Source organism: Orrella marina (assembly GCF_003058465.1).
In the GTDB taxonomy this organism is placed as follows: domain Bacteria; phylum Pseudomonadota; class Gammaproteobacteria; order Burkholderiales; family Burkholderiaceae_B; genus Algicoccus; species Algicoccus marinus.
This window is the reverse complement of sequence record NZ_CP028901.1, coordinates 136,575-158,015: the sequence shown is the minus strand read 5'-3', so window position 1 is coordinate 158,015 and position 21,441 is coordinate 136,575. Positions and strand designations below refer to the sequence as shown.

17 protein-coding genes are annotated in these 21,441 nt (G+C 55.6%); 6 read left to right on the top strand and 11 right to left on the bottom strand.

All coding sequences use genetic code 11. From position 1 onward, the window contains the following. Positions 1–71: 71 nt before the first annotated feature. Positions 72–485: a DUF2946 domain-containing protein gene (locus DBV39_RS00740; protein WP_159078705.1), complete on the top strand. Its 414-nt coding sequence runs from the start codon at positions 72–74 to the stop codon at positions 483–485. A gap of 118 nt (positions 486–603) precedes the next feature. Continuing rightward, positions 604–1,131, top strand: a complete 528-nt coding sequence (locus DBV39_RS00735) for a copper chaperone PCu(A)C (protein ID WP_108619923.1) — start codon at positions 604–606, stop codon at positions 1,129–1,131. Positions 1,132–1,289: 158 nt separating this feature from the next. On the opposite strand, the gene DBV39_RS00730 is transcribed toward DBV39_RS00735, so the two are convergent. Further along, a complete protein-coding gene (locus DBV39_RS00730; RefSeq protein WP_159078704.1) occupies positions 1,290–1,763 on the bottom strand; it encodes a SixA phosphatase family protein in 474 nt (157 codons plus the stop codon). Between the two features lie 367 nt (positions 1,764–2,130). Continuing rightward, the gene (locus DBV39_RS00725; protein WP_108619921.1) at positions 2,131–4,878 is read right to left on the bottom strand and encodes a TonB-dependent hemoglobin/transferrin/lactoferrin family receptor; all 2,748 of its coding nucleotides are present in this window, start codon (positions 4,876–4,878) and stop codon (positions 2,131–2,133) included. Between the two features lie 1,253 nt (positions 4,879–6,131). On the opposite strand from DBV39_RS00725, the gene DBV39_RS00720 reads away from it, so the two are divergent. After that, positions 6,132–7,496, top strand: a complete 1,365-nt coding sequence (locus DBV39_RS00720) for a GGDEF domain-containing protein (RefSeq protein ID WP_108619920.1) — start codon at positions 6,132–6,134, stop codon at positions 7,494–7,496. Positions 7,497–7,722: 226 nt separating this feature from the next. On the opposite strand, the gene DBV39_RS00715 is transcribed toward DBV39_RS00720, so the two are convergent. The 8 genes from DBV39_RS00715 to DBV39_RS00675 all read right to left on the bottom strand — a co-directional run bounded on the left by DBV39_RS00715 (position 7,723) and on the right by DBV39_RS00675 (position 16,716). Continuing rightward, positions 7,723–8,931, bottom strand: a complete 1,209-nt coding sequence (locus tag DBV39_RS00715) for a CaiB/BaiF CoA transferase family protein (RefSeq protein ID WP_108623007.1) — start codon at positions 8,929–8,931, stop codon at positions 7,723–7,725. 176 nt (positions 8,932–9,107) lie between these two features. Further along, complete coding sequence (locus DBV39_RS00710; protein ID WP_108619919.1) at positions 9,108–9,587, bottom strand: MaoC family dehydratase; 480 nt, start codon at positions 9,585–9,587, stop codon at positions 9,108–9,110. Between the two features lie 593 nt (positions 9,588–10,180). Continuing rightward, positions 10,181–11,266 (bottom strand): BMP family ABC transporter substrate-binding protein, encoded by a 1,086-nt coding sequence (locus tag DBV39_RS00700; RefSeq protein WP_108619917.1) that lies wholly within the window; start codon positions 11,264–11,266, stop codon positions 10,181–10,183. Then, entirely contained in the window at positions 11,266–12,195 is a 930-nt protein-coding gene (locus DBV39_RS00695) for an ABC transporter permease (RefSeq protein WP_227870951.1), read from the bottom strand. The genes DBV39_RS00700 and DBV39_RS00695 overlap by 1 nt, the downstream gene beginning before the upstream one ends. Before the next feature lie 2 nt (positions 12,196–12,197). Then, entirely contained in the window at positions 12,198–13,313 is a 1,116-nt protein-coding gene (locus DBV39_RS00690) for an ABC transporter permease (protein ID WP_108619915.1), read from the bottom strand. Continuing rightward, positions 13,300–14,856: an ABC transporter ATP-binding protein gene (locus tag DBV39_RS00685; RefSeq protein WP_108619914.1), complete on the bottom strand. Its 1,557-nt coding sequence runs from the start codon at positions 14,854–14,856 to the stop codon at positions 13,300–13,302. Before DBV39_RS00685 ends, DBV39_RS00690 begins: the two co-directional genes overlap by 14 nt. A gap of 377 nt (positions 14,857–15,233) precedes the next feature. Further along, positions 15,234–16,115 carry an EamA family transporter gene (locus DBV39_RS00680; protein ID WP_108619913.1) on the bottom strand — a complete coding sequence of 294 codons (882 nt, stop codon included), beginning with the start codon at positions 16,113–16,115 and terminating at the stop codon, positions 15,234–15,236. Between the two features lie 403 nt (positions 16,116–16,518). Beyond that, entirely contained in the window at positions 16,519–16,716 is a 198-nt protein-coding gene (locus tag DBV39_RS00675) for a hypothetical protein (RefSeq protein ID WP_159078703.1), read from the bottom strand. A 138-nt stretch (positions 16,717–16,854) separates the two neighbouring features. Here DBV39_RS00675 and DBV39_RS00670 point away from each other — a divergent pair, with 138 nt between their 5' ends. Then, entirely contained in the window at positions 16,855–17,466 is a 612-nt protein-coding gene (locus tag DBV39_RS00670) for an SCO family protein (RefSeq protein WP_108619911.1), read from the top strand. 80 nt (positions 17,467–17,546) lie between these two features. Here DBV39_RS00670 and DBV39_RS00665 read toward each other — a convergent pair whose 3' ends face one another. Then, positions 17,547–17,975, bottom strand: coding sequence for a cupin domain-containing protein (locus tag DBV39_RS00665; protein ID WP_108619910.1), 429 nt, complete (start codon positions 17,973–17,975; stop codon positions 17,547–17,549). A gap of 442 nt (positions 17,976–18,417) precedes the next feature. Between DBV39_RS00665 and DBV39_RS00660 the strand changes: the two genes are divergently transcribed. Then, the gene (locus DBV39_RS00660; RefSeq protein WP_108619909.1) at positions 18,418–20,211 is read left to right on the top strand and encodes a bifunctional aminoglycoside phosphotransferase/ATP-binding protein; all 1,794 of its coding nucleotides are present in this window, start codon (positions 18,418–18,420) and stop codon (positions 20,209–20,211) included. Between the two features lie 347 nt (positions 20,212–20,558). Continuing rightward, on the top strand, positions 20,559–21,215 hold the full coding sequence (locus tag DBV39_RS00655; protein ID WP_108619908.1) for a flavin reductase family protein: 657 nt from the start codon (positions 20,559–20,561) through the stop codon (positions 21,213–21,215). Positions 21,216–21,441 lie beyond the last annotated feature (226 nt).

Sequence of the window (21,441 nt, the reverse complement as noted above, 5' to 3'; positions counted from 1 at the left end):
GGTACAGGTGAGTCGCACACGCCCGTGCTCGTTCGTCGGATGCAGATCCGACTTACAATCTGGGGATGGGAATGTTCACGCGCAAACGCCAGCGTCTGTTTGGTCTCTGGTTACTGACGGCCATCTTGTTGAAGATGGTTGCGCCAGCGTTCAGCCATGTCATGCTAGCCGACTCGACCATCAATGATCGATGGATGGTGGCGGTCTGCACGGCAACCGGGTTGAAGTACATCGATCTTCGATCAGCCGCCGAGCCGTCGGAAACCGGACTGTCCGGGTCAGAGGCTCCCGCTGATGGCATCTTCCTTGCGGATCACTGCCTGCTCTGTGCAAGCAGCCATCAAGATGTCTTTCCAGGCCCCAACCCGAGCCTTGTTTTTGCGGAAGACCCTGGCCTTCTTTTCACAAGGGTCCTGGCACTCAATGATCCGCCGAGCACGCAACCGTGGCCGGGCGCACTCCCCAGAGCCCCTCCTGCAGCCTGAGTCAGTACGCAACATTGATCAATGTGAGTCTGACTCACTTTGCTGATTCTTATCTGTCGAACTATTTCTGCTGAATTTTTTCTGCTGAGTATTTCCGCTTATTGCTGGAGTTTTAATCATGTCACGCTTAGTCTCAATTGCCGCTGCAGCGGCCCTCTCCCTGTCCACGTTCGCATCCGGCGCGTTCGCCCAGGAATCAATCACGTCCTTTAGCGACAGCTGGATTCGCGGTTCCGTGCCCGGACAAAAAAACGGTGCTGGCTACCTGACGATCACCAATCAGTCAGACCAGCCCCTGGAACTCGTGAGCATCGACAGTGACCGCGCTGACCGCATCGAACTGCACACCATTGTGCGCGAAGGCGGTGTCGCCAAAATGCGCGAAGTACAGGGTATTCCTGTGCCGGCCAAAGGCGAGGTCAAACTGGAACCGGGTGGATACCACATCATGTTCATCGGGCTAAAGGAACCCTTCAAACCTGATGACCATATACCGCTGGTTCTGAACTTCGACGCAGCCCAGCCAGCAACCGTCGAATTCGAAGTGATGCCGCCGACTTACCAACCCAGAAGCGGCAGTGGTCAGAACATGGGTAGCCACGGCATGGGAATGAGTCAAGGGCAAGGTCACGGACACGGCCACTAAACCAACGAACCCCGGACAGGCGACTCAGGCCACTGAGTCGCCTCTGAGATCCGGCCAGACACAGGGTCTGTGGGAGTGCAGCACTCGACAAGCCGTCGGACTCCGGTTCAACCCCCGGAAAAATGCAGTTGCCGCGCCTTTACTAAAGACCCTGCTGCTCAGATGTGACGTGCCTCGGTCACCACATCTGGTCCAGCCTCTGCCCAGGACAAGCAGTCGAAACGGACTTTGACGAGATCCCCGGTACCGAGTCCCGTCAAGGAGGGGAGAAAGCGTACCGCCAGCATCTCGAGTCCCGGATTGTGTCCGACGATCATCAGCGACTCGGTAGCGTCATCCACCTGAGTCACGATCTCCCACAAAGCGTCCTGCGTCGCCAGGTAAAGATCATCCACCACCAGACTCGAACCGACGACACCTTGAGTCGATTGCTGAATGATGTTGGCTGTTTGCTGGGTACGGGTGGCGGAGCTGACAATCATCAGATCAACCTTGACATTCTCGTCCTGTAAAAAACTGGCCAGTTTGCTGGCTTGCTCGGTTCCGAGATCAGTCAGACGACGGTCTTTGTCCTGATTGTTGTCCTCATACGGAACAGCCTGAGCGTGACGTACAAGCCACAAGGTCTTCATGTTGGGTCTCTGTTGGTTTTTCATCGCTATCTATCATACGCATGATCAACACCTGCTGATGCTATATCGGCACTCCGGGATGCGACTATAAAAGTGATCAGGCGGACAGCCAGCTCTGGCACGTGGCAATGCAACCAGGGGCATGAAATCATTGCCGATCCGGGATCGGCAATGATAGTGACTGGCTATTCTGTACGAATGGCCGTTCTGGCAATCATCGGATCGGCCATCACGTGATAGGGCAACAGGCTTGTGCTTGAAGGTCAGCCAGCGATCCCGGACGTATCGGCCTGATATTCGACCTTCACGCGACCTTCATGTGACCTTCAGGCAACCTTCAAGCAACCATCAACCGACCCTCTGCCCGTCAATAACGGTAAGTCACCGTCAGTCCGTAGTTGATCCCTGGCTGCGTGTACAGATCCACAGGTCGACTCATGCCTCGTCCGGCACCAGACGGAACATCGAGTGCGTTCCAGTAGGTTTTGTTAAAGAGGTTGTACACGCCAGCTCGAATCGTCAGTCCCTTGACCTCCGCAGGCGACCAGTAAGCAGTCACATCCACGATGCCGTACCCTGGCGCCTGAAAGTCCGGGCCCTGTCCTTGAGGTCCCTTGGTGGGGTACGCAACATTCGAACGTGACGTTGCCGCCTTGATCTGAGCAGCCACGCCCCACGTGTCCTGCGAGTAACTCACCCCCAGCATCGCGGTCAGTGGCGCAACGGAGTTGAGATACCGGTCTGTACCCAGGTCCTTGCCGACTGCCCAGGCCAGCGAGCCCGACAGTCGCCATCCACGCGCAAAGTTCCAGTGACCGCCTGCTTCAACACCGTAAATCCGGACGCTCTCGAGGTTGTCAAAACCTTGAATCAGCATGGGATACGACGGTCTCCTGAAGTCCATCCCGGCTACAACAACCTGCTGGATAAAGTTGCTGTAGTGATTATCGAAGTAGGTCAGCGCAGCGCCTGCCCTGGCACTTTCGTAGCGAACACCTGTTTCCCAGCCATGGCTGGTCTCGGCTTTGAGATGCGGATTGCCCTTGTAGAGATAGGTCTGCGGCGTTCCATAACGACTGAACAACTGCGTCGCCGTTGGAGCGGTGAATCCTTTTGCGTACTGGGCGTACACACTGAAATCCGGCAAGGGTGACCATGCCACCAGGACCTTGGGAGACCATGCTGCGCCTGAGGAATCAGGCAAGGGAACGTGTGCAGGGTTCGCCACAAAGTCAGACGTGTTCTGAGGACGTTGCTGGTAATAGTCATAGCGCAGCGTCGGCGTCACTTCAAACTGGCCGAACGTCATGCGATTCTGCAACCAGAGTCCCCATTGGTTGCCTTTGGAGTTCGGCATGTCGGCCTGATTGGCCTTGATGAATGGGCATGAGCGAGCGACAGGTTCAGGGCAGTTATCAGAAGCGCCTGCAAACTGGGTCAGACGCGTTCCATACCATTGCACACCGGCTTCCCAGCGTTGCCTGAGTGCGGCACTTTGAAGTGACTTCACAACCACCCCCTGGGCCGAAAGCGTGGTTTCCTGCATGCTTGAGTGGCGCCCATAGGGCCCAAACGGGTATTTCAGTCGGCCACGAGCATAGCTCTTGATGCGGTTGCCATCGAGCTGGGTCTCAAGATCGGCTTGCTGCCAGTACGCATTGAGTGCAACTGAATCGAGTATCCCTGTGCCGGCAGGATCATCCCAGTTGTAATCCAGTGCAATCGCCTTGCGCTTGACTGTATCGCTGGTGAATACCTGCCCAGGGTAGTAGTAGGTGAGCGATGCACTCAGATCTGTTCTGTCGTCCTGACGCTCAAAGTATGTGCCAGACAGTCCAAGCCGGTGTCCGCCCTCGAACTTCTGGCGTAATTTGAGGATGTAGTTTTGCAGGCTGTAGTTGGCCGGATTCGCCTGCGACCGGGTGACTCCGTATCCTCCCTCGGTCCCTCGATTGTGTGTTTCATGGCCAAACTGTCCACCGGCCTGCAGCATCCATGTCAGGTCGTCTGTGACATGGCCAGCCAGTGCCGCATTGACCAGCCAGCTCGAATCTACCGATTGCATACCGGTCTTGATCAGAGCAGCAACACCGCCCCGGCTGCGAGGTTTTGCAAGCAGATCCTCAGGCTCGAGTGTCCGAACGTCGACCAGGCCTGCCATGGCGCCCGATCCGGCTGCAGCAGAGTCTACCCCTCGCTGGATGGTGATGTCGGACACTGCATTGAAATCCAGGCTGCTCAGCCCACCGCGAACACTCGTTCCATAGCCATACCGGATATCCGACAGCCATGACTGCCGGACCCCGTCAATGCGGGTCAGAACCCTGTTCTTGTCCAGTCCCCGAATGTTGATGCTGCCATCGGTGGCGTTGAAGTTCACCCCGGCGTCGACCCGGTTAGCCAACTGGTTCCAGTCCTGAACCTGCCACTGATCGAGCCTCTCCCGACCAATGACTGTCGTCCATGGTTCGTCATCCAGCGGACTGGCGACAACTTTGATCGGACTGAACACGCCTGAGGCGAGCACCTGCTCGTCAGTGCCCTTGACCCCTTCAGCATCCCGGGGGCTCTCGGTCATTGCGCCACTCGGCGCAGTGTCGGTGACCGGACCCTGGTCGTTTGGGTCACCGACACCTTGCCTCTCGCCATCGGACACAAAACCAGTCTCTGCGAGAGCAGCAATCGCGACCTGACGCCGCCGGGCCGTCGAACCACTCGTGCCAGACGAACGCACCGGGGACGGTCTGACTGGAGGACGAGCGGCGTTTCTGCGGGTCACTGGAACATGAGAGCGTTCCGCCGTTGCGAAATAGGATTGACTCGGCGCAGGCATCTTTGCGTGTGAGGGTGCAGGTACGGCGGCGGCCAGCAGTACCCCGAACGCAAGCCATGATGCCAGTGGATGAAGCTTTAAAGCGTTGGCAGCAGGTTGATCATCGCCTGCAATGATTCGAAGCACTGGATTCGCTTTGCGAGCGCCCTCGGCCCAAGCGGCATCGGACTGCCGCTCCGGTACTGTCACGCCCTCAAGAGACAAAGAGGAGTTTTCTGCTTCGTTGATACCTTCGCTTGCGGGTTCTGACTCGTCTGCAATAGATTGTTCATGATTCTTCATGGTGAAAAAAACCGGTAGTTGACACAGGACCGGGCACCAACTGCATCAGTTCGACCGGGATACATACCAGCAAACGAAACGCATAGTGAGCGCAGACTGGGATCAAATGTGACGTCGAGATTTCTGTGAGGCAAGTCGGATGACATGGTTCGGATAACAAAAGGATGATTGGACAGGAAGCCGGGGAGCCAGGAGGCTTGCTGAGACAGACACTGAAATGCTGACCGGGTCACGAGTGCTGGTTCGCTGAGTGTTCAGCTGCGAGCAGATGGCGATGCGCCTGCTCGCAGCAAGACGACAGCAGCGGCCGAGGGAGCATCAGCGGTGAACACGGTGCGACTCAGAAACTCGCTGCTAGAAAACTGGTCTTCACGGACTTGCAATCAATCGCAACGTAGAACAGATGAACAGGTGAGAGGTTTTGGTTGGTAATCACGACAAGGCATCTGACTGGGTTGAAGACTACGAATCGGGGTGGTGGCGAGTGGTGGAATGCCATCACGAGAGATAGATGAGCGAGAGGCTACGAATAGCCGAGCATGCATGACTGGGAGTGACTAAATGAGAGTGGCTGAAAGAGAGTGGCTGAAAGAGAGTGGCTGAAAGAAAGGAACTTGATTGAAGCGACCATAAAAAATGGCTCAGTGGCTAAGTCAATGCGACTGACCTCATGCCAGTCGCATAACATTCGTCAACTCACTCACCGACGCACCAAGGAGTGAGTCTGCGATCACTCACAGGCGGATATGTTTTAACAACATCAATACTAAATATTACTTATTTTTAAGGAAGAAAGCAAAACATTCCTTTTTATGGGATGAAATTGAGATATTTCGATTTCCCATGCTTATGAACGCTCCCTGTTTTGGCATCGGGTCTACTTTCTCGGCAGCGTCGGCAGTCCAACCCTGGAGACCGTACGTGCCGATGTCGATACCCAAGAGAGCGCAGGGCACGCCCGCAAAGCCCGCGCAAAAGCCAGGACAAAAATCAAACTTCCCGCATGACCTCCTCCTGTCCGGTCGGCTTCGCCTGACAGTTCGCACGCGAACCAGTCAGACCAGGAAGGGGAATGCGCGGGCAAGTGTGCATCACACGACCAATTTGATATATTGAAACTTCCACTCAGATAAAAAAATCCTGACTAAAAACAAGTATCCACTGATGTTGCACTGCAATGCAGTGCAACCTGTTAAGCTTGCAGGTTAGCCTTTTCCCCATTTACCCATTTCCTCCTTTTCAAATCAGCTGACATGCCCTCTCAGACATTTGAGCGAGACTGGCGAGATATTCTGGATTCATTCGATCAGGAACGTGTCGAACACATGTCCGGGATTGCCCAGCAATACGCTCAGGATTTTGCGACGACTTTCTATACGACCTTGATGGCCGACTCGCAGGCACAGCATTTCCTGAATCACCAGCAGGTCAAGAGTCGGCTTCACGATTCCTTGCAGGACTGGATCAAGCAGATGTCCGCCCCTGACTCCCGGGCAAGCATCGGGACGATTTACGCACGCCAGTCCAAAGTGGGAGAGGTGCATGCCAGGACCGGCGTACCGGTCAGCATTGTGCTCAAAGGCGCACGCCTGCTCAAGCGCGAGTTTGAGCAAAAGTCAATGCTGTACGACGAACCACTGGAAAAACGCCTTCAATGCATACAGTTGTTTGGTCGACTGATGGATCTTTCCATGGAGGCCATGAGCGAAGCCTACGCCACCTCGATTGACCAGAAGACGCGCAGCAGCGAGGCCTACCGCCTGTTCTCGCTCACAGAAAACCTGGCAACCGAGAGAGAGCGACAGCGTGCCGGGGTGCTCGACTGGCAGAGCCGTTTCATGTTTGAAGCGGCCGTGGCCAGTGACCGCAGCCGCCTGCCCCGGATCCGTGAATCAGAGTTCGGACTCTGGTTTCGCCACAAGGGCATGTACGCCTTTCAAGGCGCGGGTGAGGTCGATCTGATATCAAACGCGATGACCCAGATCGACGAAGAATGTCTGACATCGCTGTGCGAGCCTGAGCTGGGCAACGTAAAGCGTTATGAACTGATTCATCGAACCAAAGGGCTCGCAGACAACATCCTTGCCCAGATGAACACACTCTTTGCCAAGAGCCTGGAAGTCGAATCAGGCAAGGATGTGATGACGGGTCTGCTGAACCGCCGGTTCCTGCCATCGATCCTGACGCGTGAGATCGAGTTTTCGAGACAGCACCAGAAATCATTCACGCTGGCATCCATCGACATTGATCACTTCAAGGCAATCAATGACAAGTATGGGCACGAAGCGGGCGACAGTGTGCTGGTGGATATTGCAAGCCTCATTCTGGCACGCAGTCGTGGCGGAGACTTTGTGTTTCGCATGGGTGGCGAGGAGTTCCTGGTGGTGATGGTCGACGTCTCACCCGCTCAGGCAGAAAAACTCTCTGAGCGCCTGCGAGAGTCAATCGAGCATAATCTCTTCACGCTTCCAAATCAGCAAAGCATTCGTGCCACTGTCAGTATCGGGCTCACCAGCTACAACGGCCATCCTGACTACCAGTATCTGCTGCGCAAAGTTGACCGGGCGCTGTACAAAGCCAAGAGTCAGGGGCGTAACCAGGTCTGTGTGGCAGACTGAGTCGGCCACTCACCCGTCGCGACGCATCTGGCCTGTGGGAGATCGCCGATCACCTGACTACCCAGCCGTCTGGCTATCGGGTGACCTGGGTGACTGTCTGCAGGGAGCCCCTTGAAACGGCCCCCTGCCCTGTCTGACAGGCAACCATGCCATCAAAACCACCGACACCAGGTCGACGGGGCGCGGTCAAGATCACTCAGGTCGAGATCACTCAGGTCGAGATCACTCAGGCCGTCCTGTCCCCCACGTGTTGAACGACTCCCTGCTCAATCAGTGTATTGATCTGTTCTTCGCTGAATCCCGCCTGCGCCAGCACTTGAACCGAGTGTTCACCCAGTAACGGGGGCACGCTGACAGGTCCTCTCTGATCATGATTGAAAGTCACCGGATAGCTCACGTGCTTGAGGTCTCCCACAGTGGGATGGGGATGGCTTGTCACAATTTGTCTGGCAAGCACCTGCTCGTTTGACAGCGCCTGATCCAGCGTGTGAATGGGTGCGATTGGCACGCCTGCGTCACGCAACTTGCGGATCCAGTTCTCCGAGGTGTCATTGACCATGTAGGTCGCAACCAGTTCATTGGTCTGTTCAAAGTTGGTGACGCGGTCAGCATTAGTGACAAACCTGGGGTCATCAACATGCGCCTGCATACCGGCGACTTCGCAGAAGCGTCGCCATGCGCGATCGTTGGCGACTCCCAGCATGACATGACCATCTGCGGTCTTGAACATCTTGTAGGGGCACAGAGAGGGATGGGCAGTTCCCATGGGCTTGGGCACCTTGTCACTGGCCCAGTGGTTGTGGGCCATATAGACCATGAATCCAACGGCCGTGTCCAGAAGCGAGACTTCAACGTAAGCGCCCTCTCCGGTTCGCTGCTGATGCAACAAAGCACCCAGAATACCGGATGTCGCATGCATGCCAGTGCCCAGATCCACAGGTGAGAAGCTCACTCGTGCATACTCGCCATCAGGTTGTCCGATGGTGCTGATCAAACCGCCAAAGGCCTGCAGCATCACATCGTAGCCAGGCTCCTTGCCCAATGGGCCGTCCCTTCCATAGCCGGAGATTTCGCAATACACCAGCCTCGGATTGAGCGCCTGCAACGTCTTGGCGTCGACCTTGAGTCGCTCGGCGGTCCCGGCACCAAACCCCTGAATCACCACATCCGCATCGGCTACCAGCTTGTGCAGGACTTTCTGGCCAGCTTCCGACTTCAGATCCAGCGCCAGGCTGCGCTTGTTGTGATTGACTGACATGAACGTAGCTGATTCGCCATTCTTCTTGGGCAACCAGGCGCGGGTATCATCCCCGACACCCGGCGGCTCCACCTTGATGACATCGGCCCCCATGTCACCGAGAGATTGAGCACATAGCGGCCCAGCGAGCACCTTGCTCAGATCAATGACCCGAATGCCTTTCAATGGCTTGAACATCTTTTTGTCTCCCCTTGCCTGCACCCGCACTTCTGCGGGTCAGCTTGTTTTGATACGACTCACTGCCTGTGCCTGACACCTCTGGTGACATTCGACAAACCTCCGCCAAACCTCAGCCTGAATCCCTCGACCAGACTACCCGGCAGTCCTCTCGGCTACTTTGCCAGTCCCGACCCTCACTGTGTCGGGTTTCGCTTTCTCAGGAGATAGCGATGTTCACCCTCAAGCACCACTTCGTCACGCTGGTTACGCACGGTCGTTTTCATCACCAGCACACCGGTTGTACGTCCCGGAATCAGCTCGGATACCTGAAGACTGCTGTACAGGGTGTCACCCACATACACGGGGTTCAGGAACTTGCTGCTTTGCTCCAGGAACGCCTTCAAGGACTCTTCCACCATGTGTGGAAACAGCCCGGCACCTGCGGCAGTCTGAATCACCACCTGAAACCCGTGTGCAAGCATGTGCGGCATGCCGTGAGCCCGGCAGAACTCGACATCGTAATGAATCGGATGGTTGTCACCACTGGCCAACTGAAATGCAGCAAAGATGGCATCGGTCATGGTGCGTGATGGGTTATTAAAGACCTCTCCAACAACAAAGTCTTCGAAGTAACGCTGCTCGCAAAGTGCATGAATGGGGTGGGATGTTGGCATGTCCTGTGTCTCGTCCTTTCCGGTTCTGGATAGTGTCGTTAACATGGACCAGTTACCTTGCCGCTGCTGAGCGCCGCCAGCAAAACACTCCGTCCACGTCTACAGACGAGAACCTAGCATGATGGACCTCTTTGCGGCGAAAGTGAACATCTTCGACTCAGCCATGACTTACGCTGAACGTCATATCCGATCGGCCCACAACAGCGCAATATCTATCACGGCAGGAATTTCTCCGTGTCGCTGCCGTCTACATTGTCGGAAACGGATCCGGAATCAAGCGATGGGCTGGACCTTGTCGCGCAATGCGCCTTCAACCACCACGCTGTTGTTACTCCTGCAAAGCAAGAGACCAATGTTGGACTTGCCCTGTACGACCTTCCCCCCCCCCGCATAGTCCTCACACATAAGACAAGCACCTAGAAGAACAGGCACCAAATGCACAAGGCCGATCACGGGAAATCGGCCTTGTGCATTTGTCACTAACCGGCCAGACATCTCGCCTGACCTGGCTGCCCTCTGGGAGGGCACTTGCTGACGAACCTGTACGTTCTTGTACGTTGCGTTACGTTCGCACACTCATGGTTCGTCAGACATCACTTCGGCAACTTCGAATTCACGCCCTTGACGTAGAAGTTCATCTTGCCGAGTTGCTCATCGGTCATGGTCTGACCGGCAGCCAGAACTTCCTTGCCATCCTGACCAATGATCGGGCCGGTGAAGGGATGGAACTCGCCCTCACGGATCTGTTCGGTCACCTCAGCAACCTTGTCCTGAACCGCCTGGGGTACTACCGGGTTGATGGGAGCCAGCTCCACAAAACCCTCTTTAAAACCACCCCAGATCGACTCACCCATCCCCTCTTTTTCCAGCATACGCTCGGCGATCTCGGTGTAGTACGGCCCCCAGTGATGGGTGGTAGCCGTCAGGTGAGCATCCTTGCCGTACTTGGACATGTCGGAATGATAGGCCACTGCATAAGCGCCCTGATCCTGGGCAGCCTGCACCACAGCGGTCGAGTCAGTGTGATGGGTGATCACATCAGCACCCTGGGCGATCAGTGCCTGGGCAGCCTCACGCTCCTTGCCCGGGTCATACCAGCTATTGACCCAGATCACACGAACCTGAATGTCAGGATTAACGCTCTGGGCACCCAGTGTGAAGGCATTGATACCCTGCAGAACCTCAGGAATCGGGAAGGCTGCGACGTAGCCCAGGATGTCCGACTTGGTCATCTCACCCGCGATGATCCCGGTCAGGTAACGGCCTTCGTAAAAGCGGGCGTTGTAGTTCAGAAAATTTGGACCGCCCTTGTAGCCCGTGGCGTGCATGAAACGCACGTTGGGGAATTGTTTGGCCACACGCTCCACGTAGTTCATGTATCCAAAGCTGGTGGCAAAAATCAGATCATGACCACTTGCCGCCATTTCACGGATCACACGCTCGGCATCCGCACCTTCCGGCACGCTCTCCACGAACGTAGTGGTGACCTTGTCACCCAGATTGTCGATCATTTCCAGACGGCCAAGGTCATGCTGGTAGGTCCAGCCGGCATCACCGATCGGGCTTACGTAGACAAAGCCGATCTTGGCTGGATCGTCAGCCAGCGCCATGGGCGCCTGCAGCATCATGGAAGTTGCGGCAGCGGCAAGGCCTGCCTTCAAGATCATGCGTCGTTTCATTATGCGTTTTCCTTCAAGAACGGTTTACCTAGAGAGGCGGGTGAATTCATGCGAATCATTTTGACGTTACTGGAGATCAGCACCAGGACCAGAATGGTCGCCAGATACGGCAAGGCCGACAGAAACTGGGAGGGAATCTCGATTTGCACCTCAGACGACTGAAAGAACAGTTGCGAAATCATCACGCCCCCAAACAAATACGCGCCCAGGAGCACTCTGGACGGACGCCAGGTGGCAAACACCACCAATGCCAGTGCAATCCAGCCTTTGCCAGCAATCATCCCTTCAGTCCACATCGGTGTATGAAATACAGATATGAACCCGCCGCCAAGCCCGGCCATCGCCCCGCCAAACATGACGGCAAAGTACCGGATTCTGATCACAGGCAGGCCAATCGCATGCGCGGACACAGGAGACTCTCCAACCGCCTTCAAAGCCAGTCCGGCCCGTGTTCGCGCAAGAAACCAGATGATCAGTGCGAGCAGCACCCAGCTAACATACACCATCCATTGCTGGGCAAACAACGCCCGTCCGATCAAAGGCAGATCCGACAGATAAGGCACCACGGTCCTGGGTACGGCCTCCAGCACCTTGGCTTCAAACGGCTTGCCCAGAAACGCAGACAGCCCCACTCCGAAGATGGCCACCGCCAGACCTGTTGCTACCTGGTTGGCCATCAAATGAATGGTGATGAAGCCATAGACAAGACTAAGCAAGATCCCTGCCACCATGCCGGCGACGAGTCCGGCCACCGTTGAATCCATGGTCAGTGCAATCGCAAATGCCGACACAGCGCCCACCGACATCAACCCTTCTGCACCCAGGTTCAGCATGCCTGACTTCTCGGTCACCAGTTCACCCAGGGCAACCAGCAACAACGGCGTCCCCGCCACAATCGTCGCAAACAGGATGGACTCGAACAGGTTGATACTCACGTGGTCGCTCCATCTTCAGGAACCCGGGCGCTGGCGGCAGGAGGTGCTGGAGATTGACCTTCCCGTCCCCAGCGAATGCGAAACCGGATGAGCACATCCGATGCCAGCAAGTAAAAAAGCAGCATGCCCTGGAACACCATGGAAATCGATCCAGGCAATCCCAGATACTGCTGGGACTGTTCTCCACCGATAAAGAAAAGCGCCATCAGCAAGGCCGCCAGCCCGATCCCTAGCGGATGCAGTCGCCCCACAAACGCCACGATGATGGCAGCAAACCCGTATCCATTGCTGATCTTGTCAGTCAACTGGCCCATGGGTCCGGCCACCTCGGCCATGCCGGCAAGACCGGCACAGGCACCACCAATGAGCAACCCAAGCCAGACCATGGCTTTTGCACTCACCCCGGCGTAGCGGGCAGCCTTGGGCGATTCACCGGCAACCCGCATCTTGAATCCAAGATGGGTTCTGTACATCAGAATGTAAGTCGCCATGAGGACAATCAGCACAAAACCAAGCACCAGATTCAGTCGAGTACCCTGCACCAGAATGGGGAGCAATGCCTCGGACTCGAACATGACTGTTTGCGGAAAGTTAAGCCCCATCGGATCTTTGAGTGGACCAAACACCAGCCAGGATGCCAGCAAGTCGGCCACATAGACCAGCATCAACGAGACGAGAATCTCACTGGCGTTGAAACGCGTCTTGAGAAACGCCGGGATGGCCGCCCATGCCGCCCCTCCAGCCAGGCCAGCCACCACCATCAGGACGAGCGTGAAACCGGGATGGCTGCCCATATGGACGGCTACAACGGTCGCACAAATGGCGCCCACGATGAACTGGCCTTCTGCGCCAATGTTCCAGACATTGGCGCGAAACCCCACTGCCAGTCCGGCCGCACACAGCGCAAGCGCGGTCGCCTTGAGCACCAGTTCACTGATGGCGTAAGTGGACTTGAGCGGATTGATAAAGAACACCTCAAAACCCTGCCAGGGGTCCTTGCCCAGCAGCGCAAACATCAGCAGTCCCGTGAGTACGGTCAGTACAACCGCGATCAGCGGCGACAGCCAGCGCATCTTGTCGCTGGGAACCGGGCGCTGCTCAAGCCACAGCATGGTTAACCTCTTCACGGTTGCGATCGCTGCCACCACTGTCCCGACTGTCACGATCCCACAGCCCACTCATCCAGGTTCCGATCTCTTCCACACTGGTTTGTCCCACTGTACGCACCGGTGATATTTCACCGCCCGCGATCACACAGATCTCATCGCTGACCTCAAACAACTCATCGAGCTCTTCAGACAGGACGATGACGGCACACCCTCCTCTGGATAGATCAATCAGTTGTTGACGGATAAAGGCCGCCGCGCCCACATCGACCCCCCAGGTGGGCTGGGCACAGATCAGCACGCGCGGACTCTGCAACATTTCGCGACCCACGATGAACTTCTGCAGGTTGCCACCCGATAGCGACTGGGCAAGGGCTTCAGGCCCTTGCGCCTTGACCCTGAATTTCTCAATGCACTGTTTGGCAAACTCACGGATGCGTGAGCGCTTGAGCATGCCGGATTCGGTCAGGCCAACCCGGTCTGCAGCCGTCAGTAGTGCGTTCTCAGCCAGCGTCAGCGTACCGAGAGCAGCGGTCGACTGACGGTCCTCAGGCACGTAGCAGATGCCCCTGGCCCGCCTGGCCCTGGGGCCAAGATGGCCGATCTTCTCGCCATCAAACACAATCTGCTCCTGCGACACGGCTGTTTCGCCGCCAAGCAGGCGGCACAACTCTTCCTGACCACTGCCGGAGATTCCAGCGATGCCCAGCACCTGACCACCCTTGATCGCCAGATCGACTCCCTTCAGTGACACGCCATACGGATCGGCCGGTTCAAGTCGGTCACACCGGACGTGTAGCAACGGACGCGCATCAAAAGACTTGGGACGAGTCGGCACATCAAAGTCATGGCCGATCATCATTCTGGCCATGCTCTGTGGCGTTTCATTGGCAGGGATGCACTCACCGGTAACCTTGCCACCACGCAAGACAGTCGCGTGGTCACACAACGTCATGATCTCGTCGAGCTTGTGACTGATGTAAAGAATCGCGCACCCTTCATCACGTATCTGGCGCAAGGTCACGAACAGACGCTCCACCGCGGCGGGCGTGAGAACCGACGTCGGTTCGTCCATGATGAGCAGACGGGGCTTTTGCAGGAGACAGCGAATGATCTCGACCCGCTGGCGCTCTCCGACCGACAGGTCGTGCACATACCGGTCAGGATTGACGGCAAGGCCGTAGCGTTCGGATACGTCTGTGATCTGGCGTGAGACCTCTGACAAGGACAAATGCCCTGGCAAAGAAAGTGCCGTGTTCTGGGCAACAGTGAGCGTCTCGAACAAAGAAAAATGCTGAAACACCATGCCGATGCCAAGCGCTCTGGCCTGAGCAGGACTGGCGATCTGGATCTCTTCGTCTTCCCAGAAGATCTTGCCCCGAGTGGGCGTTGTCACACCGTAGATCATCTTCATGAGGGTGGACTTGCCCGCACCATTCTCGCCGAGCACGGCGTGAATCTCACCCGCATCCACTCGCAGACTCACATCCTCATTGGCAATAACCGAAGGATAGACTTTAGTGAGAGACTCAACGCGCAGACGGGCCATAGGCGGTGCTGGAGATCCGGATTCAGAAAAGAAACATTGCAAACGCAGGTGCAGTGCAGTGGCAACTTACAGTGGCAACGTACAGTGGCAACTTACAGCGACAACACTCAGCAGACATGTTCAACAGACAAGCGCAATGCAAATCAACAAGAGGCGACTCGCCTTGCGAGAGAACCGATCCGGGCCGGAATCAGAAAAATGGAATGATGATAAACCCCAGGAGGATGTCAAGCCTATTAAAACCTGTGAATTCTCTTAAAAATCAGTACAAAAGTGTCGCCTTATCCCCACAAAGCAAGTCATTCTTTGCCAGCTCAAAGACTGCCCCGTCAGCCCGCAAGACAATCCCGCACTCCCCGCTTCCGAGATCAAGCCTATCAGCCGGCATGCACATTGGCCAGTGCCACCACGCCAAACACGACCAGCCCGCAACCGAATGTTCGCCAGAAGCCCACCTGCTCTCTCAGGATGACCATCCCCATCATGACGCCCACCATCATCGACATCTCTCTGGCTGGAGCCACCACACTCAACGGAGCGCCGAGTCGCAAGGCCCACAGGACCAGAATATAGGAAAGTGGTGATAGCAGTCCGACTGCAACGCCCAATCCCCACTTGCCTCGCATGCGCAGAACCGATTCCGACCGGTTTCTGAGCACATAGGGGAACAGGATGATCATCCGGATCAGGTTTCCAAACCAGTCCAGCACCACCGGATGCACTCCCACGACCTTGACTGCATAGGCATCCACCACGGTATAACCCGCAATCATGGAGCCAGTCATTGCTCCCCAGCGTACGCCGACTCTAGCCTCGGGTTGTAGCAACATTGCCAGACGACCACGAGTGCTGATCAGCACAATCCCGAGCACCACTGCCACAAGACCGACCATCCCCGCCAGCGTGACGGGCTCGCCCAGAATGAGAAACGCGGCAAGTGTCGAGATCAAAGGCCCGGTCCCTCTTGCGACGGGATACACAACCGAGAGGTCTGCCACCTGATAGCCACGCTGCAAGAACAGGCTGTACGCCAGATGCAGAAAACCACTGGCGAGAATGCATAGCATCATTGGCATGCCCCAGGGCATGACATGATCGAGGAACAGATAGACAACCCAGGGGCCGTAAGCCACACACGCAACAACCGTGTAGACAAACACAAACGCCGGTCCGGCACTGGCTGCACGCTTGGAAAGCAGGTTCCAGGTCGCGTGAACAAAGGAGGCAAGCACGACCAGCGTAAGCGTGAACAGCGACATCAGGTTTCCAGTGGACAAACGACTCGAGACACAACGACTTGCGACACGCCTCAAGCATGACATGTCACAAACGTAACAAAACGTTAAAGATTGCCAAGTTTAGTCGAACAGACCGCCCCCACATGCATACATAGCATCCGGTCACAGGGGAAGCTACAGAATAGGAACGGATCTGTTGTGCTTTAGTTGATCTGTCTTCACCCCCCGAACGCATCACACCTGACGCCTTTCTTGTGTGTTCTTGATATGGTGCAACCGATTCCCATTGAGCTTTGCGGAAATGCCGGTCGAATAACCCCAAAGTTGATACCATTCGGGTTATTACCTGTTCGATCAAGTTGACCAGATCAGACCAGGTTGATCGGCTCTGGACCAATCACATCGAGCCTGAACTTCATTCGTTTCAGATAGTCCATAGCATCTGCAAGCCGCCACACAGCGCAACATCAAGCGGGATGCCTGCGGCCTGTTCAGGCTCTTTGCTGTTCGCCTGCTCTGGCAGGTCCTGGCCATCTCTCTGCTCTTTGTCTGTTCGTATGACTGCTTCCAGGGCGATGCCGATGCGGTTGTGGCTGGCGGTTGTTGCTGGCGTTGGTCGCAACAGGTAGCCGCTGGAGACTCTTGGCTTCTGCCAGGGGCAACCCTTTGTATGTTCTTGTTCTGAGTTTCTGAGTGCCTCGACATGTTCTCTCGTATCAGTACCCACCCCGTTTCAGTCCGCAACACGCTTTCATCATTGATGAACAGCGCCGTCCGCCACGCGAGAATCCTGCTTCTGGGTATGCTCATTGCGCTGGCCGGTTGTTCGGAACGGTCACCCGACTGGACGCTTTATGACGTCAGCGGTCACCTGCCTGATCTGCAATTTGAGTTACAGGCCGCAGGCGACAAGACATTTACAGACGACAATCTGGACGGCAAAACAGTCTTGATGTTCTTCGGCTACGCCAGTTGCCCGGACATCTGCCCGACCACCATGGCACAGCTCAGTGAGATCATGAGAATGCTGGGCGATGACGCGAAGGATGTGCGGATTGTGTTTGTCAGTGTGGACCCGCACCGGGATACGCCTGACATTCTTCAGGCTTATGTCAACGCTTTCAATCCCAATGCAATCGGACTCACAGGTGATGAGCGCACCATTGCCCGTCTGGCCAAACGGTACCGGATTGCCTATCAGATCGAAAAGCCCAAACCCGGCGACAGTGAAGACGTTTACAACGTCACTCACAGTCAGGGTGTCTACGTGTTTGATAATCGAGGCAAAGCCAGATTGCTGGCGTCAGACTCCGAGGACACGCAAGCATTTGCTGCAGACGTCAGGAAACTGATTGAGCAGACCCGGACATGACGCTGCTCCGATGAGGGTGGGGCTGCGCAGCACACAAGCATAGCCCCACGCCAGGATCACCACATCGAAATACGACCCTCCTATTCGGATCCTTCCCCTGCATCCCAGTGGATGGCAAGCCACACAGTTGGCTCGTCCGGAGAGGTTGACTGAACCCGATGCCTGAGATGAGCCGGTATCAGAAGGTGGTCGCCAGCGTTCAACCTTACTTCCTGAACCGCGTCGTCACATCCTTCACTGTCCGCACCCCTCAGGTCTGGGCATGCTACCCCTTCGGACCGTATAGTGCCCTCCCCGTACGCTGGCTGGACCAACTCAAGAACCGCTGATCCCCGAATCACCAGCACCCACTCATCCCAGCTCTGGTCATACCAGAACCCCGGATCACAGGCGTGACCGTGAGAGACGATACGCTCGATGCGTACACCTTTGAGCGCGAGGATCTGGTCGAAACGCTCGTTTCCATCAGAACTGAGCAGATCGTGAAACAAATTGCCTGATACTCCCATTTTTCCTCCCGCAACTGCCTTCGGGTTTCCTATCCACTGCAGAGTCTGCCGGCCATGAGCGATGACTTGAGGAGCAGCGCAACGCTTCCGATCAATCGCGTAGTAGTCCGAATCGGGAATACGAAACTCTCAGGATCACTACATTGACTCGCATCGACACCCTTGGCCACGCGCTTGTAATCCCGGACACGCCGCGATCGTCCGGAGTCTGACCGCTTAACGTGTCACACAATCAAGTCCAAACCGGGTACTCTGGTCAAATCGTCGAGTTGTTGTACCTTCTTACGATACCGTATGCCTGCGCTTGATCGCCGCTCAGTTACGGGATCTGTAAGCATTGCGCACAGGCTTCGTATCGATGCGCACACAATTGCCTGGTACGTCCCGACAGGGAGACGCATAGACTGAGCGCGCCCAAACGCCATTTCACTCAACAATCAATATGACACCTACCGAACACGACCGATTCGTCGAGAAGCTCGCAAGCCACTTGAAAGAATCGCTGGTGGCCGATACAACGGCGTCCACTTACGAGCCAGTTGTATCGATCATACGGACCCACATCTCCTCAGTCATTCTGGCTGGTAACAACGCTTACAAGGTCAAGCGCCCGATCAAGTTCCCCTTCCTGGACTTCTCAAGTGTGGACAAACGCCACGCACAATGCCTGCGCGAGCTGAACGTAAACCGACGGACTGCACCGGAGATTTACAAGAATGTCATACCGATTACTGGGTCAGTTGAACACCCGGAACTGAACGGAGTGGGTGCCAGTATCGACTGGGCAGTCAAGATGAGACGGTTTGAGGCAGGCATGCTCTTTAGCGAACTGGCTCACAAGCATGCTCTAACCTTGGAGCATGTCAGCGATCTGGCCCAATGCATTGCGCGCTTTCACCTTCAACAAATGCCGATTGAGGCGGACTATATAGCCGGGCAAAAGCCCACGCAACGGTGGTTACTTGAAAGTCTCGACGAGATTGAGCAATTCGTTAAGCAACAATCACTCCCTCCCCAAGTGCAGGCCTCAAAGCGGCAGGATCACCACGAGGTAACAGTCGATCAGTCGAAAACGTTGATAAGCCAGATAGATCAACTTAGAACGCTCGCATCCGCGTCATGGCGATCCAGCGAGGCACTACGCACCCAGCGAATCAAAGATGGGTGGATTCGCGAGTGCCATGGTGATCTGCACCTGAAAAACATCACACTCATCGATGATCGGGCCGTCATGTTTGACGCCATCGAGTTTGATGATGAACTGCGCATGATCGATGTGATCAACGAGGTGGCGTTCACTTTCATGGATTTGCACGCACATGGCCTGCCTGAACTGGCGTGGCAGTTTCTCAACGAGTATCAGCAACAGGTCGGAGACTACACAGGACTGAAACTGCTGTCGTACTTCACTCGATACAGAGCCATCATCCGGGCCAAAGTCACCTTGCTATCGGCTGAACGTCAAAGCGATCAACCCCAAGAGCCGATCGATTCGAATGACTCACACGACTCACCCTACCAGGGCCATTCGGACCCTCATTCATCGCATCCGTGGGAGTCCGACGGGTTCAAACCCTACTGGTCGCTGGCCCTGAATCCACCCATGGGACTGTCGCCACCACACCTGTTTTTAGTCGCGGGGTTAAGTGGCAGCGGCAAGTCCACCGTTGCATCCATTCTGAGCCGAAAGGCTGGAGCCGTCTGGCTACGGGCGGACAGCGAACGAAAGCGCCTGTTTGCTGATGTGGGCACAGAAGTGCGTTACTCAGCTGAGGCATCAGACCAGACGTACGAGCATCTTGCACACCATGCCAGAACGCTACTTGGAGCCGGATTCAATGTCGTGGTGGACGCCACATTCCTGAATGAGCGACACGTCAATCTGTTTGAACAGATTTGCAACGAACGAAAGAACTTAGACGCGGGCAAGGCAGGCATCGAGCCACATCCAGCGCCCGACATGATCTTTATCGTTTGTGAGGCAGATCCAGATGTGATGGCAAAACGCATCAGGCATAGACAAACAGAAGGCAAGGATCCGTCGGAGGCAACTGAAAGCGTGCTATTCAACCAGATAAAGGCGACTAAGGAGAGCGCGTCACTGTGGTCAAAGGCGACAATCAGGCTCCAGAACGATGGAACACTGAAGGAACTTGAACACACTCTGGATGAAAGCGTACTGAGTTCAGAACGCTTTTCAGGCAATCAAAACAAACCAACATTGCAGCAGCGATAGGCCCTCAACACAGGCACCAGGCACCTCGGAGCAGTTGTGCCCTTGTCTGATCAACGAAGGGCGAGTGTGCCTTCGCGTGCAGGACGAAAGCCGGGTGTGCAGTTCCTTCGCGCTAGCCGATTTCCTATCAGTATCTGATGCACATCCCTGTGTTTGTACAAACCCAACTACGAGGCTCCAACCCGATCGCATCTCTAAGAACAAGATCAACTGGAGTACAAGCGATCATGACCGTGCGATGACATGACAGGAGAGGGGAACGATGCAGCCTCAAAGGTATTCCCTTGACACGTGTACGGCATGCGTACAATCTGCTGGTTTCCTCTCCATCACCTCGAAGGGTAACCATGCAGATTGACTTCGCCAAGCTTTCCACAAAAGACCGCTACAAGATGCTTGTCAGCAGTGTCGTTCCACGTCCCATAGCACTTGTGAGCACGATTGATCATAACGGCATCGTCAATGCAGCGCCTTACAGCTTTTTCAACGCCGTCTGTGACAGTCCGCCCACAGTCGTTCTTGGCGTGAACTCCCACGGACCAGACAATGCGAAGGACACAGCCAACAACATTCGTAATACGGGTGAATTCGTCGTCAACCTGGTGACCGAAGAGATCGCTGAGGGCATGAACATCACAGCAGTAGATTTCGACCCGGAAGTGGACGAGTTTGATGTCGCCGGCTTCACCCATGGGCAGAGCGTCAAGGTCAAGCCACCTTACATCGTCGAGTCACCGATCTCATTTGAGTGCCGCCGCATCGTCAATCTTGAACTTGGCATCGGTCGCAACCTGGTCGTTGGAGAAGTGCTATACATGCACGTGAGGGATGATCTCATTGACATGGACAAACTTTACATCGACACCGCAGCTACTCACATGATCGGCCGCATGCACGGACGAGGCTGGTATACCCGCACCAGAGACCTGTTTGACATGCCACGCCTTGACGACAGCAAGGCGGCGGAAATCGTGAAAGCCTCTAAGGATCGCAAGAAAGTCTGACTGGCCCAGATCGGGCATGCGACCACGACTATTTTGTGAAGGCATGCCCACCCATCGTTTTTGCACTATCAGGCGCGCTCAGCGAACCGCATGCCATGGTGATCTGTGTAACGTGAATACGGCATCCCACCCTTAGCTCAGCCAAGGTGTCGAATCAAAACTCCACATCAAACGAAACGTTTAACCTAGTGACGACACTTGCAGACTTGACGCACCCTAACCTGCC